Source organism: Parabacteroides sp. APC149_11_2_Y6, assembly GCF_054506995.1.
The window spans coordinates 1,568,393-1,594,608 of the sequence record NZ_CP173709.1 but is presented as its reverse complement, the minus strand read 5'-3'; the positions used below and the strand labels follow the sequence as shown (position 1 = coordinate 1,594,608).

The 26,216-nt window shown below is 38.8% G+C and carries 11 protein-coding genes; all 11 read right to left on the bottom strand.

Annotated features, from left to right (window positions below):
• Positions 1–149 precede the first annotated feature (149 nt).
• Positions 150–2,423 (bottom strand): GH92 family glycosyl hydrolase, encoded by a 2,274-nt coding sequence (locus ACGE0T_RS06370; RefSeq protein WP_459189695.1) that lies wholly within the window; start codon positions 2,421–2,423, stop codon positions 150–152.
• 33 nt (positions 2,424–2,456) lie between these two features.
• Positions 2,457–4,727, bottom strand: coding sequence for a GH92 family glycosyl hydrolase (locus tag ACGE0T_RS06365; protein WP_459189694.1), 2,271 nt, complete (start codon positions 4,725–4,727; stop codon positions 2,457–2,459).
• Positions 4,728–4,737: 10 nt separating this feature from the next.
• Positions 4,738–7,092, bottom strand: coding sequence for a GH92 family glycosyl hydrolase (locus ACGE0T_RS06360; protein ID WP_459189693.1), 2,355 nt, complete (start codon positions 7,090–7,092; stop codon positions 4,738–4,740).
• Between the two features lie 323 nt (positions 7,093–7,415).
• Positions 7,416–8,981, bottom strand: a complete 1,566-nt coding sequence (locus ACGE0T_RS06355; RefSeq protein ID WP_459189692.1) for a RagB/SusD family nutrient uptake outer membrane protein — start codon at positions 8,979–8,981, stop codon at positions 7,416–7,418.
• 25 nt (positions 8,982–9,006) lie between these two features.
• Positions 9,007–12,243 (bottom strand): SusC/RagA family TonB-linked outer membrane protein, encoded by a 3,237-nt coding sequence (locus ACGE0T_RS06350; protein ID WP_459189691.1) that lies wholly within the window; start codon positions 12,241–12,243, stop codon positions 9,007–9,009.
• 1,621 nt (positions 12,244–13,864) lie between these two features.
• On the bottom strand, positions 13,865–16,135 hold the full coding sequence (locus tag ACGE0T_RS06345; protein ID WP_459189690.1) for a GH92 family glycosyl hydrolase: 2,271 nt from the start codon (positions 16,133–16,135) through the stop codon (positions 13,865–13,867).
• A gap of 103 nt (positions 16,136–16,238) precedes the next feature.
• Entirely contained in the window at positions 16,239–17,906 is a 1,668-nt protein-coding gene (locus tag ACGE0T_RS06340) for a RagB/SusD family nutrient uptake outer membrane protein (RefSeq protein WP_459189689.1), read from the bottom strand.
• Between the two features lie 16 nt (positions 17,907–17,922).
• The gene (locus ACGE0T_RS06335; RefSeq protein ID WP_459189688.1) at positions 17,923–21,231 is read right to left on the bottom strand and encodes a TonB-dependent receptor; all 3,309 of its coding nucleotides are present in this window, start codon (positions 21,229–21,231) and stop codon (positions 17,923–17,925) included.
• Positions 21,232–21,431: 200 nt separating this feature from the next.
• Positions 21,432–22,403, bottom strand: coding sequence for a FecR family protein (locus ACGE0T_RS06330; protein ID WP_459189687.1), 972 nt, complete (start codon positions 22,401–22,403; stop codon positions 21,432–21,434).
• An 80-nt stretch (positions 22,404–22,483) separates the two neighbouring features.
• Positions 22,484–23,035 (bottom strand): RNA polymerase sigma-70 factor, encoded by a 552-nt coding sequence (locus ACGE0T_RS06325; RefSeq protein WP_459189686.1) that lies wholly within the window; start codon positions 23,033–23,035, stop codon positions 22,484–22,486.
• A gap of 289 nt (positions 23,036–23,324) precedes the next feature.
• The gene (locus tag ACGE0T_RS06320; protein ID WP_459189685.1) at positions 23,325–26,216 is read right to left on the bottom strand and encodes a glycoside hydrolase family 38 N-terminal domain-containing protein; all 2,892 of its coding nucleotides are present in this window, start codon (positions 26,214–26,216) and stop codon (positions 23,325–23,327) included.

Genomic DNA, 26,216 nt, shown 5'->3' with positions numbered 1-26,216 from the left:
AATTAGACAACACTTGATTAATTATTAGATATCGCATCCTTTATAAAATAAAAAATCCAACTAATTCCCAGAGGGGTAGTTGGATTTTTTATTTAAAGATATTTACTGAATATCTTTACAAATCGGCCAAAAGCTGAAACAACCGTCAACTATTTGGGCATCGGTGCTGCAGAAGGAGGCGGAGTTGCAATCCCCCATTCCTTGTTTGCTTTCGGTCCCATTTCAAGTTCCAGAATACCGCCGGAAGCGATTTCGCTATGATCAAACCAAGGCTGGTTCAATGCTTTACCGTTCAATTTGGCAGACTGAACATATTTATTTTCAGCAGAAGCATTATTTGCTTTTACTTCAAATACGTTGCCGTTGCCTAAATCGACTTTCACATCTGTGAAGAACGGACTGCCTATATTATAAGTAGGAGAACCCGGAGTCACAGGATAGAAACCCATCTGGCTGAAAACAACAAATGCAGACATACCACCACCGTCTTCATCTCCGGGGACACCCATCAAATCGTTACGGAACCACTGGTTAAGCAATGTACGGATACGCTTCTGGGTCTTCCACGGCTGACCTGCATAGTTATACAGATAAGGTATATGCAAACTCGGTTCGTTGGCCATTGAGAACTGACCTACATTTCCGGTATGGTCGGGCAATGTAGAATAGAATTGCCATTTAGACATACCCAGCGGGGTATCAAACATGGAATCCAATGCAGCGGTAAACACTTCATTGCCTCCAATCATAGAAACCAAATCACCAATATTGTGCTGTACATCCCAACGGTAAACATATCCGTTGTTTTCATCATAATAATCGCGTGCTCCTAATCCTCCGGAATAACGATAATCGATACCCTCTATAAACTTGCCGTCTTTATCCTTCGGATGGAAGAAACGGGTTTCAGGATTGAACAGGTTACGATAATTATAAGACTGGCGCAAATAATAGTCCGCCTCATCGGATTTTCCTAATTCTGCGGCTATTTGCGACAAGCACCACTGGTCATAAGCCGTACCCAAAGTGACAGCTACAGGCTGACGTTTTTCCCAAATAGATACATTCGGAACGGTTTCCTGTTCCCCCGGTTTCAATGCCGGAATATATCCGTGTTCCTTATAGAACTCATCCAACCAACCGGCCGGTGCTGCAGACCAGGGAATTAATGTTTTTTCTTCTATACCCTTCTTTGCCGCAATGTAAGCTTTCTCCAGGTTGAAGCCACGGACACCTTTACGGTAGGCATCGATAACGGTAGCTACAGCATGGTTGGAGTTCATACGGCGCGAGTCCCCTGTTACTTCCGGGAAAGTAGGCATCCAGTTTGTTCCCATTTGTTCTGCCATTAACAGGAAAGAATTGATAATATCACTTTCTTTCTCGTTGTCAATCAGGACGCGAAGCGGATGAGTAGCACGGTAAGTATCCCAAATCCAATCATCCGTATAGAACGGGCGTCCGTTGTCTTCATGAATCTTACCATCGAATGCACTGTAATAACGTCCGTCTTCACTCAAGTTCACCGGACGCTCATAGCAACGGTACAAAGAAGTATAGAATATCACTTTATCGTCCTGGCTTCCGCCTTGAACCTGAATTTTACTTAAAGCATCATTCCAATCGTTCTTAGCTTCTTTCGCTACGACGTCTACATTATATGCAGCAATTTCACGATCCAGATTTTTCTTTGCCTGTTCTTCGCTGATAAATGAAATACCGTAACGAACACCCAAAGTCTTTACATCATTACCGAAAGAAAGAGCAATCGCAGCGTTTCTTCCTTCTACCGATGTCTGGTCATAGTTTACATTTTCAGCCGATAGTACACCGGATTTTAAAGGCTTCCGGTCGGTTTCGGCATACAGGTAAACTTTTGTCTTTTTATCTACATATTGGTAACCGCTAACGGCATTATCTTTTACCTGCAATTGGCCGTTGCGGCTATTGAATATCAGATAAGCAGGGCCGTCTTTCTCAAAAGTGATTGCATAAACAGCACTTTGGTGAGATGGAGCAAAGTCTACATCTATATTCTCGTTATCCAGATAAACCCGGTAACGGTACGGATGGATTTTCTCCTGGTCGTAACTATAATTAATCACAGGTTTCAAACCGGCTTCATCTCCCTGGTACGGACTCAGATTAAATGCCGAACTTCCGCGATGGCTGGTTACAATGATTGGCAATCCACCTAAAAGGTCACCTGTGAAATCAGCACGTTCGGGATAAACACGCAACATACTGTTTGGCAGGTGCACTGTAGGATAAGTAGGCACCAATAAGTGGCTGATGTTACCCATATAGGGGTTCACATAGTCTACCGGATCAAGGGCAGAACCTTTGTCACCACTCTGAGCGCAGGCACCCAGCAAGAATGCGGATGCCAGTAACGCTACTGTTGTCTTGATTGTCTTGTTCATACGTTTTTATTTTAATTTTGGACTTAGGACAGATTATTCTGCTGTCTTCGGACGATTTTCCGGAGCGGCCCCGAAATCCTTATTCGGAGTATTCCCCATTACAAAGGTAAGATTTCCTCCTTTCATAACGTCATCATACAGGATATAAGAATTGTTATACGGCTTTCCATTTAATAACACGGACTGGATATAAATATTGTCCTTACTGTTATTCTGTGCCACAATATCAAATGTCTTTCCTTCCGGCAAGCGGACAGAAGCCTTGTCAAACAACGGGCTACCGAACACAAGTACACCATTCGACGGATTAACCTGGTAGAATCCTAAAGCAGACATGATATGCCATGCGGACATCTGACCACAATCTTCATTACCGATAACACCTTCCGGCTTATCTGTATAAAACTCATCCTGAATAAAGCGAACTTTTTCCGCAGTCTTCCATTGTTCACCGGCATACGGATATAAATAAGCCACATGATGACTGGGTTCGTTGCCATGTGCATACTGACCAATCAGACCGCTGATATCGCTGGACGCCCCCTCTCCCATATCACCTTCTACAATAAACAAGGAATCCAGTTTGGAAACAAACTTCGCATCTCCTCCCATTAAGGCAATCAATCCTTCCGGATGTTGCGGAACAAAGAATGTATACTGCCAGCCGGTACCTTCCGTGAAATCACCAACACCGTGGACTGAACGGAACGGATTGTAAGGAGTACGCCAGCTTCCGTCATTCATTTTCGGGCGGATGAAGTTGATATCCTTATCATAATATTGTTCATAATATTTACCGCGTTTCAGGAATGTCTGATAATCTTCAGTCTTACCCATTTTCTTTGCCATTTGCGAAATGCCCCAATCGTCGGCAGCATATTCCATAGCAATAGAGGTTGCTTCATGAATCTTATCACAAGGGATATACCCTTTTTCCAGTACATAAGGCACGCCATTCTGTTTCTCATAAGTAGCGGAAGAAACCATATCGGCATATGCTCGTTCCGCATCAAAACCTGTAAAGCCTTTTAAATAAGCATCTGCAATAATGGGAACTGCACTGTAACCGGGCATACATTCCGTTTCACCTCCTACCAACGGCCAGATAGGCAATTTGCCTTGCTGATCATAGATGCTCAGGAATGAGTTCACAATGTCGCCAACCATTTCCGGCTTAATAATAGTAAACAACGGATTTAATGTACGGTAGGTATCCCACAAAGAGAAAGTGGAATAGTTCTTCCAGTTATTGTTTGTATAAACCTTATCATCATGTCCACGGAAGTCTCCATTCACGTCACAATATAACGTCGGCGCAATGAATGCATGGTACATAGATGTGTAGAAAATCTTTTTGGCACGTTCATCTTTGGTATCGATAACAACAGATGCCAACTGGTTGTTCCATTTATCAATTGCGTCCTTGTGTACCTGATCGAAATCCCAATGCTCAACTTCGGCATTCATATTTGCCAATGCATTTGCACAGCTTACAGACGAAATTGCAATCTTTACCTGTACATTCGGAGTATTGTTCTTGAAAGTTACGACACCTTTTACCGATTCGCCACTCAACTCATCGTTACCAGCCACTGCATCATCATTAAATACAGCTAATGATTCGATAGGTTGGTCTGTTTTCATAGTGAAATACACTTTATGCCGCGGGCTCCAACCTTTGGAAAAACGGAATCCTTCAATTGTATTATCATCTATCTTTTTCAGGTAAGTCTCATACGCCCTGTCGCCATTACCCTCTTTCAGGTTTATCAATAAACGTTGCTCACTTCCTTCCGGATAAGTATAACGATGCAAAGCCGTACGTTCTGTTGTTGTAAGTTCAACTTTCACGCCATTATCCATCAACAGTGAATAATAACCCGGAGATACGGTCTCATTTGCGTGCTTATAATAGGAAGAAGCTGTGCCTTCAATATTATCCTGTTCGCCACGGGCGGTACGAACCTCACCAGTATAGGGCATTAATAAAATATCCCCCAAATCAGCACAGCCGGTTCCACTCAAATGAGTATGGCTGAAACCAATAATTACACTGTCAGAATAATGATAACCGGAACACCAGTCCCATCCTTTATGGATATTCTGAGGTCCGGCTTGTATAGCTCCGAACGGGACATTCGCGCCAACGAATACATGTCCGTGTTCACCTGATCCGATATAAGGATCTACATATACAGTATAGTCTGTTTTGTTTTCTACTTTCTCTTGTGTGGTACAAGAAAATGCGAAAAATGTCAGGCACATTGCTATGCCTGACATTATCGGTTTATGAATAAAATTCATTGTACTTGTTTTATTTTTTCTTTTTACTCGGTTTTACTGATATCGGAGAAAGTTTACTGATTCCTTCCTCGTTTACAGAAAATGAATAAGGCATATCTTCCGGATTGATACCGCGTTTTAAATTAGGTTTGTCACCCATTACGATATCGATAACACCGCCTTTGAACAAATCATTATGATCCAAATAATTCTTCGTATAATTTTTACCGTTAAACGTCATCGACTCGATATAAATATTCTTGTCGCTGTTGTTCGGAGCATTAATTACCAAATTATTTCCGTTTTCAAAATGAAGAGTAGCCTTCTTAAACAGAGGTGCACCCAAAATATATTGAGTTGTACCAGGAGCAACCGGATAGAAACCTAAAGCGGAGAATACATACCAGGCTGAAGTCTGTCCGTTATCTTCGTCACCACAATAACCATCAGGTCCCGGAGTATACATACGGTCCATAACCTGACGTAACCAGTATTGTGCTTTCCAGGGCTGGCCGGCATAGTTATACAAATAAATCATATGCTGTATCGGCTGGTTGCCATGAGCATAGTTACCCATATTCATTACGGTCATTTCACGGATTTCGTGAATTACTCCACCATAATAACTATCATCAAACAATGGCGGAACAGCAAATACGGAATCAAGCATCATTACGAAAGAATCTTTACCCCCCATCAGGTTGATTAATCCCTGAGGATCATGGAATACAGACCAGGAATAATGCCAGCTGTTTCCTTCTGTAAAGGCATCCCCCCACTTCAGCGGAGAGAATGGAGACTGGAATTCTCCGTTTTCATTCTTACCACGCATCAATTTACTTTCTTTGTCATACAGGTTCTTGTAATTCAATGCACGGCGGGCATACAATTCCAATTCTTTTTTCGGACGGCCTAATTCCTTAGCTATCTTCCAGATACACCAGTCATCGTAAGCATATTCCAACGTACGGGCTGCATTCTCATTAATCTTTACATCGTAAGGAACATACCCTAATTTGTTGTAATATTCATGTCCTAAGCGACCTGTTGAAGAAACAGTAGGATGAACATTTTCAGTTCCATGGATTAAGCCTTTATATAAAGTTTCCAAATCATCTACTTTTACGCCCTTCATATAAGCATCCACCAGAATAGAAGCAGAGTTGTTACCAACCATGCAACCACGGTGTCCCGGACTTGCCCATTCAGGGAAGAATCCGCTTTCCTTATATGTATTGATCAAACCTTCCTGCATTTCCTTATTCATAGAAGGATACATCAGGTTCAGGAACGGGAACAGACAACGGAAGGTATCCCAGAAGCCTGTATCTGTAAACATATAACCCGGCAATACTTCTCCATTATAAGGGCTGTAGTGGACAACCTGTCCCGCTGCATCAATTTCGTAGAACTTACGTGGGAACAATAAAGAACGGTACATGCAAGAATAGAATGTACGATACTGGTCCAAGTTACCACCTTCAACTTCTATCTTTCCTAATTCCTTATTCCAAACGTCCTTACCCTTCTGTACCAATGTATCGAAATTATCATTGCCTAACTCTTTCAGGTTGATAGCAGCCTGGTCAAAACTAATGAAAGAAGAAGCGACTTTTGCATGAACGATTTCACCTTTTTTAGTTTTGAAACCAATTACAGCACCTACATGGTTGCTGGATTGTTCTTTTGCTCCTTCTTTCAAAGTCGCATCAGCGAATGTAGCTTCATAAGTAAACGGTTTATCAAATTCAATAACAAAGTAATTCTTGAAATTATCAGGAACACCACCGCTATTCTTTGTCGAATAACCGATAATCTTATTTTCTTCCGGTATTACTTTAATGTAAGAGCCTTTATCCAAAGCATCGACAACAATATATGAATGTTCGTTTTCCGGGAAAGTAAAACGGAACATAGCTGCACGATCTGTCGGAGTAAGCTCGGTTACGATATCATGCTCTGCCAAATATACTTTATAATAATATGCTTTAGCGATTTCCCCTTTATGAGAAAACCAGCTGGCACGTTTATCCTGGTCAAATTCCGGTTTGCCGACGATTGGCATAATGGCAAACTGTCCGTAATCGTTAATCCACGGGCTTGGCTGATGGGTTTGCTTGAAACCACGAATTTTATTTGCAGTATATACATATTGCCATCCGTCTCCCATCTTACCTGTTTGCGGAGTCCAGAAGTTCATACCCCAGGGACGAGCAATCGCAGGATACGTATTTCCCGTTGATAATTCATAAGTAGACTGCGTTCCCATTAACGGGTTTACATACTCTACCGGATCAAAAGCCCCGCTTTCAGCCGCCGAAGCAGGTTTCCCCACCCACATCAAAACAGTAGCCAAAGCCAAAGCCCAAACACTTCTTTTCTTCATGATATAATTATTTAATTAATATAAAAATCTTAAACGCTTAAAATCTATTGCCTACGACAGTTAGCAATGCGTTACAAAGATAGGAACAATATGGAGCAAAAAGAATACAAATAATTAAAAAAAGGCCGAATAATAGCTACTTTGATTGAAATTTGAAAAGATTGAATTTAAATCAAAGATGTCTCCCTCTAAATTGAATGTACCAGAGGAAACCACTCCTATAAATAAACTGTCCAATACTTATTTATTAAAAAAGGGAGAATGAAAAGCATCCTCCCCTTTTATAGTACTCAGTTATAGTTCCTTTTATAGATTTCTATTAATTATTCTTCATATCCATCATTCTGAGTCAGGTTCGGATTTCTCTGTCTTTCATTTACAGATATCGGCCATAACAGGTCTGTCTTTTTAAATGTTGCTCCAGAAGCATTCTTTGCTCCTATCAAATCAACATAACTTACCTGACCCGGAGTCGTTGCAGAAATTACAGGGAATTTGCCGGTACGTACACAGTCGTCCCAAATCTTATATTCCAATGGGAATTCACGTAGGCGTTCTGTCCAGCAAGCTTCAATAAAGGCTTGTTTAGATAATGCAAGTAATGTAGGTTTAATATCTTCTGCGGTCTTACCATCCAAGCGTGCACGTGCTTGTACCTGAGCTAAATAACCTGCAGCCTCATCTGTTACACCTGTACTTTGAGCAATTGCTTCGGCACCATCCAACAAAGCTTCGGCATACCGGAATATATTCCAGTCTTTCGTTCCTTTACCAGTATTCAACAAAGCATCTTCATCGAAATAATACCAGCAACCTGCCACTTTAGACTCCCAAACCGCTCCATTAACCGGATTTGTATATTTCCAGTGGAAAAATTGATTCGGCTTGCTACGCAAATCATTTTCATCATATACATTCAAAAAACCATCGGTAGGACCATAAACTCTTTCAAAGATTGAATATTTTTTGAATACGGAGACAGCACTCGAACTAACAGAATAGGTAGGGAACCAATCGCTTGTATTGACTGCATTATCATATTCCTGAGCATAAATAACTTCATCCAAGTCATCAAGTGAACGCAATTTATTATATGCACTATTAGCTCCCTGATCACCATTCTGGGTCAAGCTATGAGGAGAGTTGATCACGATTCTTGCATACGGAACAGCTTCTGTATATTTACCCTGTTGCATATAAACGGTAGTCAACATCATTGCAGCAGCATATTTTGTAATACGGTGAGCATTGTCTGCAAATTTAGCTTCCGGCAATATCTCAGTAGCCTCTTGCAAATCTTTCTCTACCTGAGCATAAATAGTTGCAGCAGCAGTACGAGCCAACTCCATATCTTCAGCTACTACATAAGGCTCTGTATAGAAAGGAACATCTCCAAATGTTTTTACCAGATAAAAGTAATTAAATGCACGGAAAAATTTGGCTTCAGCAATATACTTATTAGCTACATTCTCGTCCATCTTTATTCCAGGGATATGCTTAATCGCTGCATTAGCCACATTTATGGCTTTATAACAAGCATCCCAAACACCGTCCATCGTTCCTGAAATCTGCATCGTATATTGCTGACGGTTCAGTTCACGGGCATATTTACAAACAATTTCCTGTCCTTCATAACTATTAGAAAAATAGCCAGTCAGGAAACCTGTAATAGAAGCAAAGCTTCCTACGTATGCACTTGGTGCCGACGCTATTTGACGAATAGCTCCTGTACGATATAAATAGTTTACGTTAGCTAATGCCTGGGCTTCCGTTGTATAGTAACCAACAGTTGTCAACTCTGTTTTCGGAGTTTCATCCAAAAAGTCGCTACAAGCCGTAAAGCTCATTAAGCCAGCACATAAAAATGCTGTTGTTAATATTTTTTTCATATATATATTCAATTTAATGAGTTAATTAAAAGGTTACATTAACACCAAATGTAAATGTTCTTGCTCTCGGATAAGAGAAGAATGTCATGTTCTGACCAAACTTACCATCTGTTTCTGAGGTTGATTCCGGATCATATCCTAAGAAATCTTTAGAAACAATCTGGAATAAGTTATTAGCACTTGCATACAAACGTAATCCGGACAGACCTATGCCTTTAATCACTTTTGAATCAAATGTATAACCAACCTGCAGCAAGTTACAACGCAAGTAAGAACCATTAGCCACCCATTGAGAGTCGGTTGTAGTATCCTGGCCGGCATGTTTCACTCCATTATGTTCACCGCTTTGCAAATAAATCATCTGCTGCATTGCATCCGGATTTGTTCCGTCATATGCATCAGTCAAAATATTCTTCAAACCGTTGGTAATACCGAAACGGTCATAAGTTGAGTGGAAGTAGCGCTGTAATGTTTCAACACCCCATACAAACTGTAAATCCAATGTCAAATCAAAGTTTTTATATGACAAGTTGTTAATCCAGCTACCCGTCCAGTCAGGTAAACCTTTACCGATAATTGTTTTGTCTTTTGAACGTTTTGCACGACCTACCTGATCCTGAGTGCAGTTGCCTGCCTGCCAGTCTTCTTTAGTATAAACACCATAACGTTCCAAGCCGTAGAAGCTACCCATACTTTCGCCAACGCGTAAGATACTGCCGCCGCCTACCCAATCATACAGGTAAACATCTGCATCTGTATCACCCAATGCCAGAATCTCATTCTTATTAAAGTTCAGGTTAATAGTCGAACTCCAATTAAAGTCTTTATTCTGTACAGGAATAGCTGTTATCATGATATCAGCACCCTGGTTTCTTACAGCACCGATATTTTTATAAATCGAATTAAATCCTGTAGAATGAGGAACCGGGCAATCTAATAACAAATCAGTAGTTTTCTTATTATAATAAGCTACATCAAAGCTTAAACGATTCTGGAACAGACCTAAATTAATACCAATATCAAACTGTCCTGTTTTTTCCCATTTCAAATCAGGATTTGACATTGTATTAATATAAGAATAAGGAGCACGTTTAGCATCGATCAAATGTGTACCGGCACTTGTTTTTCCTAATGATTTATAAGAACCGATTTCCGAGTTACCTGTCAAACCATAACTTGTATGGATTTTCAACATACTGATAGTCTTATTATCTTTCAAGAAATCTTCCTGAGAAATATTCCATGCCAAACCGGCTGACGGGAAGAATGCATACTTATTATTTTCACCAAACTTAGAAGATCCGTCGACACGACCGGTTAAGGTTGCAGAATAACGATCTTTATAAGTGTATGCAAAACGTAAGAAATAGGAGTTCATCGCCCAACGATTCCAACTTGATTCCGGAGAATTAGGATTCGTACCTACTGCCATATTATTATCTTCATAGAAATCATCAGCAAAACCTTCTGTACGGGATTTGTTCCAACGTTCTGTACGTTCCTGCCAAGATATACCTGCCATAGCATTCAAACGATGTTCCCCGAATGCTTTGTTGTAAGTCAGGTAAGTTTCTTCCTGCCAGTACATTGTATTCCAATTTTCAAACTCAGCCCAACCATTAGGCATTGAGATATTATTCAAAGAAATAGATGAATACCCTCTATATGTAATATTATGATGGTCGATACCGAACTGAGTCTTTAAATCCAAACCATCGAGAAGATGGAATGTTAAAGCTGCATTACCAAAAATCTGAGTATTATACCTCATACGTTTTTGTAAATCCAGAATCATAACCGGGTTGGACATTCCTTCCAAACCGAAATAATTACTTTCAGACAATGAAGTAGTGCTTGTCGTATAATCACCATTTTTATCTCTGACCGGCAACCAAGGCACCATCTCTATCATTGTACGGCGAGCATCCTGACCACCGCCATTTTCCGGCGTATACCGACCCCAGGTATGGTTTACCAACACGTTGACCGCTGTAGATAACCATTTCGTAGGATTTGCATCATAGGCTACTTTTGCATTCAAACGTTTATTATACGTATTCATTACAATACCCTGTTGGTCTGTATAGTTCAGGAATGCACCCATTGATGAATTTTTGCCGGCTTGCTGGATATTCAACTGATGGTTGTGAGACACAGCCGTACGCGTTGATTCATCCTGCCAATCCGTATCGTACAACGGATTACCATTTGCATCAAAATAATCGCGGTCATGGAACCAGTAGCTACGGTCTAACGACCAGTTTTTACCCATATAAGTGTTTTCATTTTCCAACCCTTTCATAAAGGTATCACACCATTCCTGGGAATTTAACAAATCCATTTTACGTGCAATATGGCTGGCACTAACAGATCCTTGATAGCTAATCTGGACGCCTTCTCCACCTTTTTTACCACGCTTTGTTGTAACCATGATAACACCGTTTGCACCACGGGCACCATAGATAGCGGTTGCAGAAGCATCTTTCAAAACTTCCATGGATTCGATATCGTTCGGGTTTACTAATCCGAAGTTCTCCATTACCACGCCATCCACAACATACAACGGGTCCGAAGAAGAGTTGATTGTTGCCATACCACGGATAATAACACGGTTATTATAAGCACCCGGCTGACTGGAGTTCGAGAAGATATTTACACCGGAAACTTTACCACGCAAGTTTTCCAACGCACTAAAGTTCTGGTTCTTAGTCAAATCTTCGCCTTTGGCAACACCGATAGAACCGGTAACGTCGGACTTACGCATTGTACCGTAACCAACTACCACTACTTCATCTAATGATTGAGTATCCTCTGCTAATACGACATTAATTGCAGACTGGTTTCCTACTGTAACGTCTTTTGTTAAATAGCCGATATAGGAAATTTGCAGGATAGCACCAGCTGGGACTCCCTCTATTGAATAATTACCATCAATATCTGTAATTGTTCCGTTTGTTGTTCCTTTTACTACCACATTTGCACCAATAACAGGTTCCCCGTTCATGTCTTTTACAACACCTTTTACGATTTTACCCTGTTGAACAACCGGAGATGCATTTTTTACTTCTTTACTGCTAACAGACAAATCATCGGTCTGTTTTTCTACTTGATCGATAAAACCACCGATCGTAATTTCATTTCCGTCGATATCACCATTCACATTCTGCGAACTTGTTGGAGCTGCAAATGTTGAAAAAGCACAAGCGGAAAGAAGAAAGGTTGAAATTTTCATGATATTCAGAAATTTCGGTTCTTTTTTCATAACTTACTTGATTAATTCGTTAATACTTAATTGTGTTTGAATTTGTGTTTTTATAGACCTGAAAGGCGCACAACACTTTCCGGTCTTCTTTTATCCAGACTTCTCTTATCTCATAGGCAGTAAAAGATTTAGAGGTTATACATCATATTTAGCTCACTTATTATATTTATCGGCATTCTATATATTCTCCGAATTGCATTAACAACCCTCTCGAAAATATAGCTACATACTATTGAAAGGATATATCCAAGAATATGTGGGAGACGGATATTCCGAAAGACAGTATATTGCACACCGAATAGTGAGAAATACCAGTAAAAACCCAAGGCTGGGCTTCCGGTATCCCCCATAAAAACCGTTCGAGAATATTCTAAATTCCCGAATACATTATAATAAAAGAAAAGAGAAAGGACGCCTAACGTTGCAAGAGCAAACATGAAACACGTCCGGAAATCATTGGTAAAGAATGAAAATCCACACACAAACATTAAAAAGTTAAGGGTAGTGGTAAGAATGGTATATCCTAACTGGTAACGCAAACCCGTTGTAAAGCGAGAAACTTCTTTACTGCGTATTTTACTTTTATCGGGTATATTAAGCAATCGTTTTTTATATGCAACCACGAACTGGTGTGAAATAAACATAGGTGATACTACGATTGCTATTACTAAACACAACAAAATCAACATATAAGGTATTATACAGAGTTTATTTTTGAGGATAAAAAAGTTCGTCAGCCCCATATACAGACTAACGAAAAATGACTAAAAAAACGGTCGTTTATTTTAGTCATTTATGTTCCATGTAAGTCACTAATAATAGGATTATTACATTTTAGCTAACTGGAAGAGTCTCAGATTTGTATAATTTTTTCTTTTGTTTTTACCGTTTTTATATATATATTTGCAATGACTAAAATAAACGACCGTTTTTTTAGTCATTACAAAACAAATACATAAGCCATATATATCAACATGTATGCAATAAGCATATCAAACAAATTCTCAAAAAACACCAATTAAGTACAGCTCTACATACAAAAACACACTTTTACTACCACCTTGTATTTTTAATTTATTTTATCATAATAATTATTTAATTTACAATACACCGAGATAAATCCATCTAAATCAATCCAATCAGTGCCACCTGCGCACATGTTTTTTCATCTCCTCAAGTACACCCTTCCTTTTTCAAACTTCATCCCATCCTTTTAAAAAAAACAGCCGTACTTTTCGGAAAAACCATATTTTGAAATATTCTTTTGATAGCTATCAAACTGAATTATAATAATTATCAAACTAAAAAAAATCAATATGAAAATTACTTTTAACAACTATCAAAAGTATATTTCTAAAGGATGAAATTGGTAAAAGATGCCAATGAATTGTGGGAAGAAACGGATGATAATCATCTTTTCATTCGGATAATGTTTAGAGAAGTTTTTCTGAAAAGTATTTATATCTAAATTAACAGACAGCTAAAAACGGAATGAAATAAATTGATCGCTTTGAGGAAAGACAAAAAAAAGAGGATCATAAAAAACGAGACTTTTTTATGATCCTCTGATATACTCTCTTTTTAGAGAGCATTCGTCAATTTTTATAAATCAAAGTTTCTGCTATTTCGACAAAGAGAACGGACGGTCAGCCATTGATGTTCCTCGGTTAAGAGCAGGTGTATTACCCATCTGATAACGAATAACACCACCATTCATCAACTCGTCATATTGCAGATAGTTTCTTGTAAATGGTTTTCCATTCAAAGAAGCTGACTGTATATATACATTTTCAGAACTATTGCCTTCTGCCTCAATAACCAACTTCTTACCATTTTCAAGTTGTATCGTCATTTTCGGGAATACCGGACTACCTATTACATATTCCGTTGTACCCGGACAAACTGAATACAACCCCATTGCACTGATAACATACCAAGAAGAAGTCTGCCCCTGGTCCTCATCACCCGGATAACCATCAGGAGTCGAATTATACAGATCGTTCATTATCTTACGTGCCCATTTCTGTGATTTCCAAGGCTCTCCAGCATAGTTATACAAATAAATCATGTGCTGAATCGGCTGGTTTCCATGAGCATATTGTCCCATATTAATCATTTCCATCTCAGCCATTTCATGGATAACACGGTTATAAGTTCCAACTTTAAATGTATTAGGAGAAGAAAATACAGCATCCAATTTAGCAACAAACGATTTATCTCCGCCTATTAAATCAATCAACCCTTTTACATCATGGAACACAGACCATACATAATGCCATGCACAACCTTCCGTAAACGGACCGCCCCATTCTGTCGGATCAAAATTAGGATACCAGTTACCATCATTCTGACGTCCACGCATAAATCCTACAGAAGGATCGAATACATTTTTGTAGTTGTATATTTGCTTTTTAAACTGTTCTTCATAGAATGGCTGTCCTGTCATCTTTGCAAACTCCATTGCACACCAGTCATTATAGCAATATTCCAATGTTTTAGCTGTTGCTTCACGTACATCTGGATATGGAACATAACCATAAATAAAATACTCTTTCCAACCTTCACGACCATTAGCCGGTCCGCCAGGCCCCTTATTAGTTACTTCATGGAACATTGCTTCCATAGCATGTTTCGGATCATAGGAACGGAAACCTTTAGCCCAGGCATCTGCAATCAACGATAATGCATGATTACCAATCATACCACCCTGATGACCAGGGAAAGACCATGAAGGTAACCAGCCGCTCTGATCGTAAGCCGTAATCAAGCTCGTAATATAATTGTTATGGAATTCCGGATGCAAAATAGCATTCAAAGGGAATTGAGCTCTGAATGTATCCCAGAATCCATTATCCGTATACATCAATCCCTCATGAACTTTTCCATCATACGGACTGTAATATATAGGATTACCAGCTTCATCATGTTCATAGAACTTACGCGGGAAAAGCATAGAACGGAAGAAACAGGAATAGAATGTAGACTTCAATTCTTCCGAACCACCTTCTACCTGAATTTTACCTAATTGTTTGTTCCAGGCTTCTTTTGCAGCTGCACGTGTCTGTTCCAAAGATTTAAATGAACCTAACTCCTGTTTCAGATTCAACTCTGCCTGTTCATAGCTAATAAAAGAAGATGCTATTTTAGCCTGTACCTTAGAACCTTTTTTAAATTGGATATAAGCACCAGTATATTCACTTTCTGCATCAGTATTACCTTCTGCAATCAAACCTTCATTACCGGTCCATGTTCCGTACGATTCAAAAGGTTTATCAAATTCAATAACAAAATAGTTCGCGAAATTTTTAGGAACGCTATGGTTTGCATTTTTATTGTAACCAATTATTTTACGTTCTGCGGGTATAATTTTAACACAACTGCCTCTATTATTTGCATCTAATACTACATAAGACTCTCCTTTTCCCGGAAATGAAAAACGCATATGTACACCTCTTTCTGTAGGTGACATTTCTGTAGTAATTTTATTATCAAAAGTAACTTTATAATAATCCGGATGAGCTATCTCATTTTTATGGCTGAATTTAGCTGCTCTTTTATACTGATTTACCTCTAATTTGCCAGTAACAGGCATCAAAGAAAAAGCGGAATAGTCATTTGTCCAGGAACTGCACTGGTGTGTCTGCCTGAAGCCACGGATAGAATCTTTAAAATGTTGATAAATCCATCCGCTACCATTCGGGCCAGTCTGTGGTGTCCAGAAATTCATACCCCAAGGCAATGCGGTCGTGGCATAGGTATTTCCTCTTGTCAATTCATGTTTTGAATTTGTTCCTTGTAAAGTATTCACATATTTTGTCAAATCCGTTTTTTGAGCCGAGGCATCAAATCCCAGACCGGCAATAAGGCATAAAGAAATAAGAATTTGTTTCATGTTATAATTTTTAAAGGTTAAAAAAGAAGGGTATAGCTGAATCAGCTATACCCTTCCATATAGATATAGATCAGCCCGTTACACAGGTGGATCAATATGTCAATTAGTAACCTGGGTTCTGTGCCAGCTTTGGATTATTTTCCATTGCTTTCAGCGGAACCGGCCATAACAACATGTGCTGGTTAGTTTTAAAAGTCTTACCATCACGTTTGTTGTATGTTTCAGCTGTTGCAATGTCTACCCATTTCAAAGATTTATCAGACTGCAATTGCGGATATAAACGATTTCTACGAATATCATCCCAAACTTTAAATTCCAATGGAAGTTCGTGTAAACGTTCTGTCAAGATATCATCAATTGTAACTGTTGCAGGTATAACGCAAGCAGGATCTAGAGTACCATTCACTGTAAATGCACGTTCTCTAACTTTTTTCAGATAATCTCTTGCTTTTCCTGCATCAGGAGTTGCCTGTTTCAAGAATGCTTCTGCTGCAATCAAATAAACTTCAGACATACGGAATACAGGGAAATTCAGGCTACTACCCTGAGAATTAATCATAGCACTGTTTTCAAACCAGAAGTAGTTGTCAAGTTCCGGGCAGTGGAATGTTTTTCCCTTATTTGAAGTGTACTCTTTAAAGAAGAAATTCTTTTCTTTAATACGAACATCACCAGAAACATAACTGTCAATAATACAATCACTAGCTTTATACATATTTGCTAATACACTTGTATTAAATACTTTGCTACCATCATTTTCTGTCCAGCCTGTAGCTTCATTTGTCAAACAGCAATTAATGTACGGATTACCAAGACCTGTATCTAATGAATAATCATATTCCAATGCATAAATGATCTCATTAGAAGTTTTGCTGGTTTTAACCTTATTAAATGCACTATAGTCTTGATTGTCATCACTTGCTTCCAAGTCATGTCCAGAAGCACCTGTAATTACAGCTTCTGCCATCTGAGCAGCTTCTGCATATTTAGCTGTATTCTGTACCGGATAACCAGCCCACTGTAAATATACAGTAGCCAACAGAGTTTGTGCTGCCGGTTTTGTGATACGACCTCCATTGTTATAGAAAGTCTTCTCCGGCAAATACTTGATGGCTTCTTTCAAATCCTTTTCAATCTGTTCATAAACAGCAGTAATAGATGCACGCGGCTGCTGAACCACATCCGGATCAATTGTGTCGTAAGGTTTCAATACCAAAGGTACACCACCATTACCACCGTCCTGAGCTTCACCATCTTTACATCCGAACTCCTTCAATAAATAATAATAAGACAGTCCACGGAAGAAATAAGTTTGTGCAAGCAATTCATTCTTTCTATCTTCTGAAATAATGCCAGCTTCTACCATTTCCGGTAATCTAACATCAATAACATTACATTCTCCAATAGCTTTATATAATTGCTCCCATAAGTTATTAATATCGCTGGATACTGTCTGGAAAGTTATGTTCATTGTTTCTGTATTAGCAGAAAAATCACCATCTTTCTTTAAATCAGTAAATAAACCGGACATTAAACCTCCGTACATTAATCTTGTCGGATGCCAACCATTATTACGGCTTTTATACAAATCTGGAACACCTTGAATATAAAGTCTATTCACAGCAGATTGTGCATCTGCATCAGAAGTCCAGAATTGACCATCTGTCTTTTTGTTTAATGGCTCTTCTTCCAAAAAACTAGTACATGATGTTGCAGCTGCTAAAACAAACATACCAGCCACACTTAATACTATACTTTTTATATTTTTCATACAATTGTCTTTTTTATTAGAATGTTACACTTGCTCCTAATGTAAATGTACGTGCCTTCGGATAAGCGAAGAACATTACGTTCTGTCCCCAAGTCGCATTTTTAGAAGATGATTCAGGATCATATCCCTTGAAATCTTTAGAGCAAAGCATAAATGCATTGTTTACATTGAAATACACACGTAAATTCTGTAAACCGATTTTTTGTACGGCAGACTTACTTAAAGTATAACCCAACTGTACAAGGTTCAAACGGAAATAAGAACCGTCTGCAAGCCAAGAAGAGTTGAAATTCTGATCGCTATATGAATCACCATATTGACGGTTATAAATCATCTGTACATTGGTATCAGTATTTGTCGGAGTCCAAGCATCAGTCAAAATAGTAGAAAGACCTGATGTTAAGAAACGAGACTGAGTTGAGTGCAAGAAATCTTGCAATACATCAACACCCCACATGAACTGCATATCCAAAGTAAGGTCAAAATTCTTATAGCTGAAGTTGTTGATAAAGCTACCGGTCCAATCAGGTAAACCTTTACCTAAGATTGATTTTTCTGTTGCAATTTTGCTACGTCCGATCTGGTCACCTGAATCATAAATACCTAACCATTCAAATCCGGAGAAAGAAGACAAAGATTCACCCACTTTCAGTGCACCCCAGTTTTCCCAGATAGTTTCATCATTAGCACCTAATTTCTCTACCTTATTTTTGTTAAAGTTCAAATTCAATGTAGATGTCCATGTGAAATCACGATTCATAATCGGAGTACCATTAATCATCAAGTCAAGACCTCTATTGGACACTTCACCGATATTAGCCATAACTTCTGAATAACCGGTAGAGAATGGCAATGGACGTTTATACAACAAGTCGCTTGTATACTTATGGTAGAAAGATACATCAAAAGATAAACGATCTTTAAACAAACCTAAATTAACACCTAAGTCAAACTGAGCTGTTTTTTCCCATTTCAAATCATTATTCGGCATATTTTCCAAACGAGATGTTGAAACAACTTCTCCACCGATAATTGCTTTTTCCTGAGCAATCACAGACAGTGATTGATATGTGTCAATTTCACTGTTACCCATAAGACCGTAACTTGTATGTAATTTTAACATGCTAATTACCGGGCTATCTTTCATGAAGCCTTCATTAGAAATCAACCATGCCAAACCTGCAGATGGGAAGAACGCATACTTGTTATTCTTACCGAATTTTGAAGAACCGTCGACACGACCTGTAACTGTAGCCATATATCTGTCATCGAAAGTATAACCAAAACGCAAGAAGTATGAATTCATTGCCCAACGGTCATGTCCAGAACCAACAGAAGGACGCTGTGTTCCAGCTCCCATATTATGGTAGCCATAGTAATCATCGGAGAAAGTCTTAGCTGTAGCATTGAAATATTCATATGTACGTTCCTGCCAAGATAAACCTAACATACCGTTAACACGGTGTTTTCCAAATACATTCTGGTAGTTCAAATAAGTTTCTTCCTGCCAGTAAAGTGTATTAGAACTAGTCTGATATGCATTACCTAAATCACCTTTACCGAAGTCGTGCACATCACGAGGTCCATATTCACGGTTTGTATTGATGTGACCGTCCACACCGAACTGGGTTCTTAAATCCAAATTCGGAAGAATATGGAATGTTAAACCAACATTACCAAAGATTTGAGTACGATATTGTTTACGTTGTACTGTCTTTAAGAAGTGAACAGGGTTTGCTCCGTCTTCCCCAGAGAAAGTCACATATTCAGCTTTCTTACCATCCTTAGCAGCATGTTTTAGTACTTCGTGGAACTCTGCAGTATTATTGTCTGCCCATGATCCATCAGGATTATAAATTGGATACCAAGCCGGCATTTCAATCATGGTACGAAGCGCATTTTGTCCGCCATCACCATGGTCTGTATTGTTACCCCAAGCATGGTTAACCAATAAGTTTACAGAAGTAGATAACCATTTTGTCGGTTTTGCATCATAAGCAATCTTGGCATTCATACGTTTCATGTATGATTCCAGCAATACACCCTGTTGGTCTGTATAGTTCAAGAAAGCACCCATTGTAGAGTTCTTGCCAGCCTGCTGAATGTTGATCTGATGGTTGTGAGATACAGCTGTACGAGTTGCCTCTCTCTGCCAATCGGTATCATAGATTGCATTACCGTTTGCATCAAAATAACGACGGTCCGTAAAATGGTCAGCCTTATTCAATGAATAATCTGTTCCGTGATATGTATTGGAGTTAGCCAATCCCTGCATGAAAGCATCTTGCCATTGAGAAGCAGACAATGTTTCCATATAACGGGCTACCTTACCAAAACTTACAGAACCCTGATAAGAAACAGAAACGCCTTCGCCATCAGTCTTACCACGTTTAGTAGTTACCAAGATAACACCATTCGCACCACGAGCACCATAGATCGCTGCAGAAGAAGCATCTTTCAATACTTCAATGTTTTCAATGTCGTTAGGGTTAACTAAACGGAAATCTTCCATAACCACACCGTCTACAACATACAACGGACTTGTTGACGCATTGATCGTACTTACACCACGGATAAGAACGCGGATATCAGCACCCGGCTGTCCTGAGTTAGAGAAAATATTTACACCGGAAGCCTTACCTTTCAAACCATCCAATGCACTAAAAGACTGAGCTTTAAGGATATCAGAACCCTTTGTACTGGCAATAGAACCCGTTACATCGGACTTACGCATAGTACCATAACCAACTACAACGACTTCATCCAAAGCCTGAGTATCTTCCACTAACTCTACATTAATTGAAGATTGGTTTCCAACTGTAATTTCCTTAGTTAAATAACCGATATAAGAAATCTGCAATACAGCGCCAGTCGGAACACCTTCTATTGAATAATTACCATCAATATCTGTAGTTGAACCGTTTGTTGTTCCTTTTACAATAACGTTTGCACCAATAATAGGCTCTCCGTTCATGTCTCTTACAACTCCCTTAACAAGCTTACCTTGTTGAACAACCGGAGAAGCATTTTTTGTTAAAACGATATAATCGTTTTCAAAAGCAAACTTAACGTTGGAATTTCCAAACGCTTCATTCAAATATTGAGAAACTGTTTTGTTTCCAGATTTTACAGCTAGCGTTTCGTTAGTATTGACTTCATTTTTACTATAAACAAACAAATAATCTGTCTGTTTTTCTACTTGATCGATAAAATCACCGATCGTAATCCCATTCCCGTTAATATTGACCTTCGCATTCTGCGAGCTTGTTGGAGCTGCAAATGTCGAAAAAGCACAAGCGGAAAGAAGAAAGGTTGAAATTTTCATGACATCTAGAAATTTCGATTCTTTTTTCATAACTTTACCTCGTTAATTTCGTTAATACATTAATAATGTGTGAATTTTGTGTTAGCGCCGACCGGAGAGTGCTGCAACACTTTCCGGTCCTTTTTGTTAGGACCTCTTTTTTATATCATAGGCAATAATAAGATTTATAGGTTATACATATTTATATCACTTACTAATTATTACCGTATTGTTATTTTATTGTGTTCTTCATCTTTTACATAAGAGAAATATTTTACCTTCCGCAAAGTATGAAGGACATTTTCAACGCCATCTCTTTGACGGAACTTTCCACTAAATTTATATGCATTCAAATTAGAATTTTTCACTTCTATATTTATATCATAATACAATTCCAACTTATTGATAATCTCGGCAAAAGAGACATCGTCAAATGAATAAATGCCATCTCTCCATAAAAGGAAATCCATACTATCAAAATTCCGCTTGATAAGCTTGTTTCCAACCAAATCAACACGTTCATTCGGCTTTAATGAAACAGCATGTTCTTCATCTTTCGACTGATAAATCTTAACAGATCCTTCAACTAAAGACGTATTGAACTCTTTACGCCCTTTATATGCAAATACATTAAACTTCGTTCCTAATACTTTTATATCCAAATCTTCAGTCGAAACGATAAATGGCTTTTTAGCATCATGAGCCACTTCAAAAAAAGCTTCTCCATTCAGCTCCACCTTACGCTCCCCGTTTTCAAATCTATTCGGATATTTTAGAACAGAACGGGCATTTAACCATACTGTAGTTCCATCATGCAATCTTACCATAGCCCGTTGACCGGACGGAGTAATAAATTCTTCATATGTAACAGGAGACACGTTCTGTATTTTTTCCGGCTGCATCAACATCCATGTCGAAAATATAGCAATACAAATTGAAGCTGCATATCCAAGAATATGTATATATGGTATCCTAAATGTTTTCTTTATACGTGTCTGCTTAAAAACAGACAGTTGATTCAAACCTTCAATAGTATCTCCCTTTTGAGGTAAACAAGATGTCAATGCACGCAAATTCTGAGCAGCCACGAATTCTTTCCTTAAATCCGCATCTGTATCCATCATGGAGAACAACAGTTTTTTTTCTTCTTCTGTTAATTCTCCGTTAAAATATCTTACTATTAATTGGTGCATTCTTTTCGCTTTTGTAGAATAGAGCGATTTAAGATTTATTTACCACTAAAAGGGTATTTAAAATAAATATTATTTAACATTTATATGATAAATAACAGGGGAAGATAGTCTTTCAATTCAGCCCTGAGCTTCTTCAGAGCAATTGTCATCTGATTTTCGACAGTATTCACGGATAAATGGAGTTCTTCCGCTATTTCGCGATACTTCTTTCCATCTAAACGACTTTTAATAAAAATTTCACGACATCGTTCCGGTAATTTATCAATTGCTGATGAAAATAATCGCTCTAAATCTTCATCTGTATTAAAAGTATAGTTAAATTGCTCTAATGCAATTAACTTAGCACTTAACTCTTGTTTGTAGTCTTCTACTACTATTTGATGTCGTAAAAAATCCAGACAACGATTTTTCACTAAAGAAAAAAGATAAGAGAGCAAGCTCACTTGCACATCTAAGACCGTCCTTTTTTCCCATAACATTAAGAAAACATCTTGCACGATATTTTCAGCATCCTCATCTGAAAGAACATATTCTTTTGCAAAACGGTGCATACGGGAAAAATACATGACATAGATTTTGTCAAAATCGGTCTGAATATCAACATTGTTATAACCAAGATCTCCCATTACCATTCCTACTTGATATTTAACATGAGTTCAGATAGAACTAATCCTTTTCACACTACAAATATAGAAAAATTTCCCAATAAACTAAAAACTAACTAAAACACATTACTATTTCTGTTCGTACATATGCCTCATTATTCCATATTTGAGGCACAAATATAGCATCCCTGACTGATTGTTATGCTTTTTTTAACATATAACTATCAGTAGGGATGCTATATTTATGAGAACATCGTCCAAATTTATCTTAGTTCTATCTGAACTCTGTCCTATTTTCCTTTTTTTTAAAAAATATCTACCAGGATAATTTTATAAATTTATTTTCCCACGGTGCAAATGCTAATGAAGAATTAGAAGAAACCGGCTCACCCACCACATCACAAACTACTATTTTCTTAAAGTTTACCTTATCTGAAGTAACAGCAAATTGGCAAGACTTTCCTCCTATTTCACGAAGTTGAAGCATAACTGCATTTTCACCTTCTACAGGCTTCATATTCACTAATAAAATATTCTCCGAAACAATATTAAAAATAGAAGCAGGTTGTACAATAGCAGTTTCCTTGTTACCAGCCGGTAGTACACGAGTAAGGAATGGGATTCTATTCTCCCAGGCAAACTTAGTTGCATACTCAATCGAATTATCTTTTGATGAATTAATGAAATAACTCCATTGTAATTCTCCCATTTGATCTGCATTAAAGTTGGTTACCCAATAATTATTCATAGGCCATGAATACATGTTTGTCGATTGGGGAACTGCACCCGCTTTATAACGTCCGGTATTAATCGCACCAAACTGCATCAAAGGGATTTCCTGGCTACCCATCACAACCTGTGACTCACTATTTCGTGCCGTTGCAAAGTTCTGTACGGTATACCAATCATTAGACGAACCTGGAATCTGATCTACACCAGCTTCTATTGTTCCGCCCGGTACATCTAAATGGATCTTTCCTTTTTCCACTTCGAATGGGAAAGATATGTAGACTGCTTCCGGATCTGTTACAGCTTTCTTGCGTAAACGATAAACGACTTCTATTTTCTTAGCAACATTAAACACACGAAATTCAACCATCAAATTATTCGGTTCACGGCCGGCAACAGTTTCTCCACGGAAACGATAAGTATCCCAAATAGGACCTTGCTCATATCGTTCAAAACGAATCTTTTCCGGACGGCGACGTAAGAACTGAGGAGCCCGATATTGTTCCATCGGATGGCGGCTATCGATGATCTCATAAATAAATTCCCCCATCTCCCACTCCGCATTCGGAGTTGTCAACTGTTTATTCAATTCTTTATCGAATAATTTACTAATCGTACCTTTCCTGATATTAAAATCTATGGCATACCAAGGATTTTCCACATGTGTTTGCTCCAATGCCGGAAGAGTTTTCATTTCCGGACGTGGAGAATTCTTTACCTTTATATAATATTGAGCATATCCTAATGCCGGTACATCTTTTACATACAAACTCCAATAAGTTCCGTCCGAACGATTTTCTCCTGCTTGTGCAGGTATCACATTACCTTGTGCATCGACTATTTCAAAATCTTTATCCAAAGGTAAAATCTGATGGTCGATATAAGCTTTTGCTATGCCGCTATAACTCCAATTCAAGGTATTGAATACAGCAATTGAGGGTACATTACTTTTAGGAACGAACGATTGAAGGATACCCAATGTTGCCTCCCCTAACAATCCGGAGTGGCGGTAAGCTTCCCAGGCATATGACTGCTTTAAAGAACGTTGTTCCCAAGTTTCCAATCCATAGGGATTGCGAACGCTTTCACTATGGCCGAATGTATGTTCATCGTAAAACAATAATGCTTTATTAATATTGTCAATTTGCTCATTGATATTCACAGGCAACTTTGCTCCCATCATTTTTGCGAAAGAAAGTCCTGCCTGATTGGAAATAATATCAGAATGAGTCACACGTGAAATTGCAGCTTCGCGGGCACCAGAGGCAAAACCGTCTGTCCACCAATCAGGCCATGCGCCACGGATTGTCTGTATCTGGTCTGCGTACTGAGTTTCTACTGTTTTAAAGAACTCACTGGCTACAGCCGTACGTAATTTCGGCCATTCATATTTATCGTTCCATTTCTTCAGCATCTCACAGCTCTTCGTTGATGGAGGTGCATTGTCTGTAAAATATCCGGAATGTTGTGCTGCGAGAATATCATACGGATAGTTTTTTGCCTGCATTTGGTCCAAATAAGCCAATACCCGTTCTTCGAACTGCTCAAAATTATCTGTATGTATACCGAAAAAGTTTCCCTGATTATAATGTTCGGCACGATAGGTCAAAACTTTCTTACCGGAAGGAGACTCCCACCAAAAGACAGTCGGTTTATCAAAACAGATCAATGCGCGGTGACCATGTGTTCCCATATTGACATATTTTACTCCCGCATCCGCAAAATACTCACTAAAGCACCAACCGATACCATTCACATCATCTTGCATGGCAAGTTCGGCACGCATTCCATTTTCCCTGAACTGTTTTAATGGATATAAGGAAGCAGCAAGCGTTTGCTCGTCGGGTAACTCATCAAAATTCAGATACATGGTTGCCAACTCTATACGTCCCTCTTTCACCCGCTGTTTCAAACGGGCAATCTGTTCGGCAGGACGGCATTTCAGATATTCGCTAACCGCCCAGGAAATTTCGCAAGTCCAACGAAACTTGGCAAAATCCGGATAATTATCCGTTGCATCGCAATAATCCAGTGCATAATCGATATAACGAAGATGCTCCGCCAATATTTCCATTTGCGAACGGGTATATCCTATATCCGTATGTGTATGCTGAACCATATTCATCTGCCAGTGACGGGCAGGCTCTACTGTTACAGAAGAAGTTTCCTTCTCCTTTCCTAACGTAAACACTAATGGTATTTCTCTCGCAGACTGAACCTGCGGTATTTCAAAAACCAGCACATTATCCCCGGGAACCAGTTTTACTTTCCGGTTTTGCCCATCAAACTGAACCATAGCCATTGCCGGCTCGCCTTCATGTTTAACGGATATTTCTACCTTCTGTGTCAATCCTCCTTTCGATTTATAGACAGCAGGCAACGTTCGGACTTTAACTCCCGAAAAATCAGGAGAAGCCTGAATAGCAAATACACTTGCCATGATTGCCATTCCAACTAATAACAAACCTCGTTTTCTCAT

Coding starts and splice junctions, on each gene's coding strand:
- ACGE0T_RS06370 (WP_459189695.1), bottom strand. CDS start 2,423: ATGAACAAGACAATCAAGACAACAGTAGCGTTACTGGCATCCGCATTC.
- ACGE0T_RS06365 (WP_459189694.1), bottom strand. CDS start 4,727: ATGAATTTTATTCATAAACCGATAATGTCAGGCATAGCAATGTGCCTG.
- ACGE0T_RS06360 (WP_459189693.1), bottom strand. CDS start 7,092: ATGAAGAAAAGAAGTGTTTGGGCTTTGGCTTTGGCTACTGTTTTGATG.
- ACGE0T_RS06355 (WP_459189692.1), bottom strand. CDS start 8,981: ATGAAAAAAATATTAACAACAGCATTTTTATGTGCTGGCTTAATGAGC.
- ACGE0T_RS06350 (WP_459189691.1), bottom strand. CDS start 12,243: ATGAAAAAAGAACCGAAATTTCTGAATATCATGAAAATTTCAACCTTT.
- ACGE0T_RS06345 (WP_459189690.1), bottom strand. CDS start 16,135: ATGAAACAAATTCTTATTTCTTTATGCCTTATTGCCGGTCTGGGATTT.
- ACGE0T_RS06340 (WP_459189689.1), bottom strand. CDS start 17,906: ATGAAAAATATAAAAAGTATAGTATTAAGTGTGGCTGGTATGTTTGTT.
- ACGE0T_RS06335 (WP_459189688.1), bottom strand. CDS start 21,231: ATGAAAATTTCAACCTTTCTTCTTTCCGCTTGTGCTTTTTCGACATTT.
- ACGE0T_RS06330 (WP_459189687.1), bottom strand. CDS start 22,403: ATGCACCAATTAATAGTAAGATATTTTAACGGAGAATTAACAGAAGAA.
- ACGE0T_RS06325 (WP_459189686.1), bottom strand. CDS start 23,035: ATGGTAATGGGAGATCTTGGTTATAACAATGTTGATATTCAGACCGAT.
- ACGE0T_RS06320 (WP_459189685.1), bottom strand. CDS start 26,216: ATGAGAAAACGAGGTTTGTTATTAGTTGGAATGGCAATCATGGCAAGT.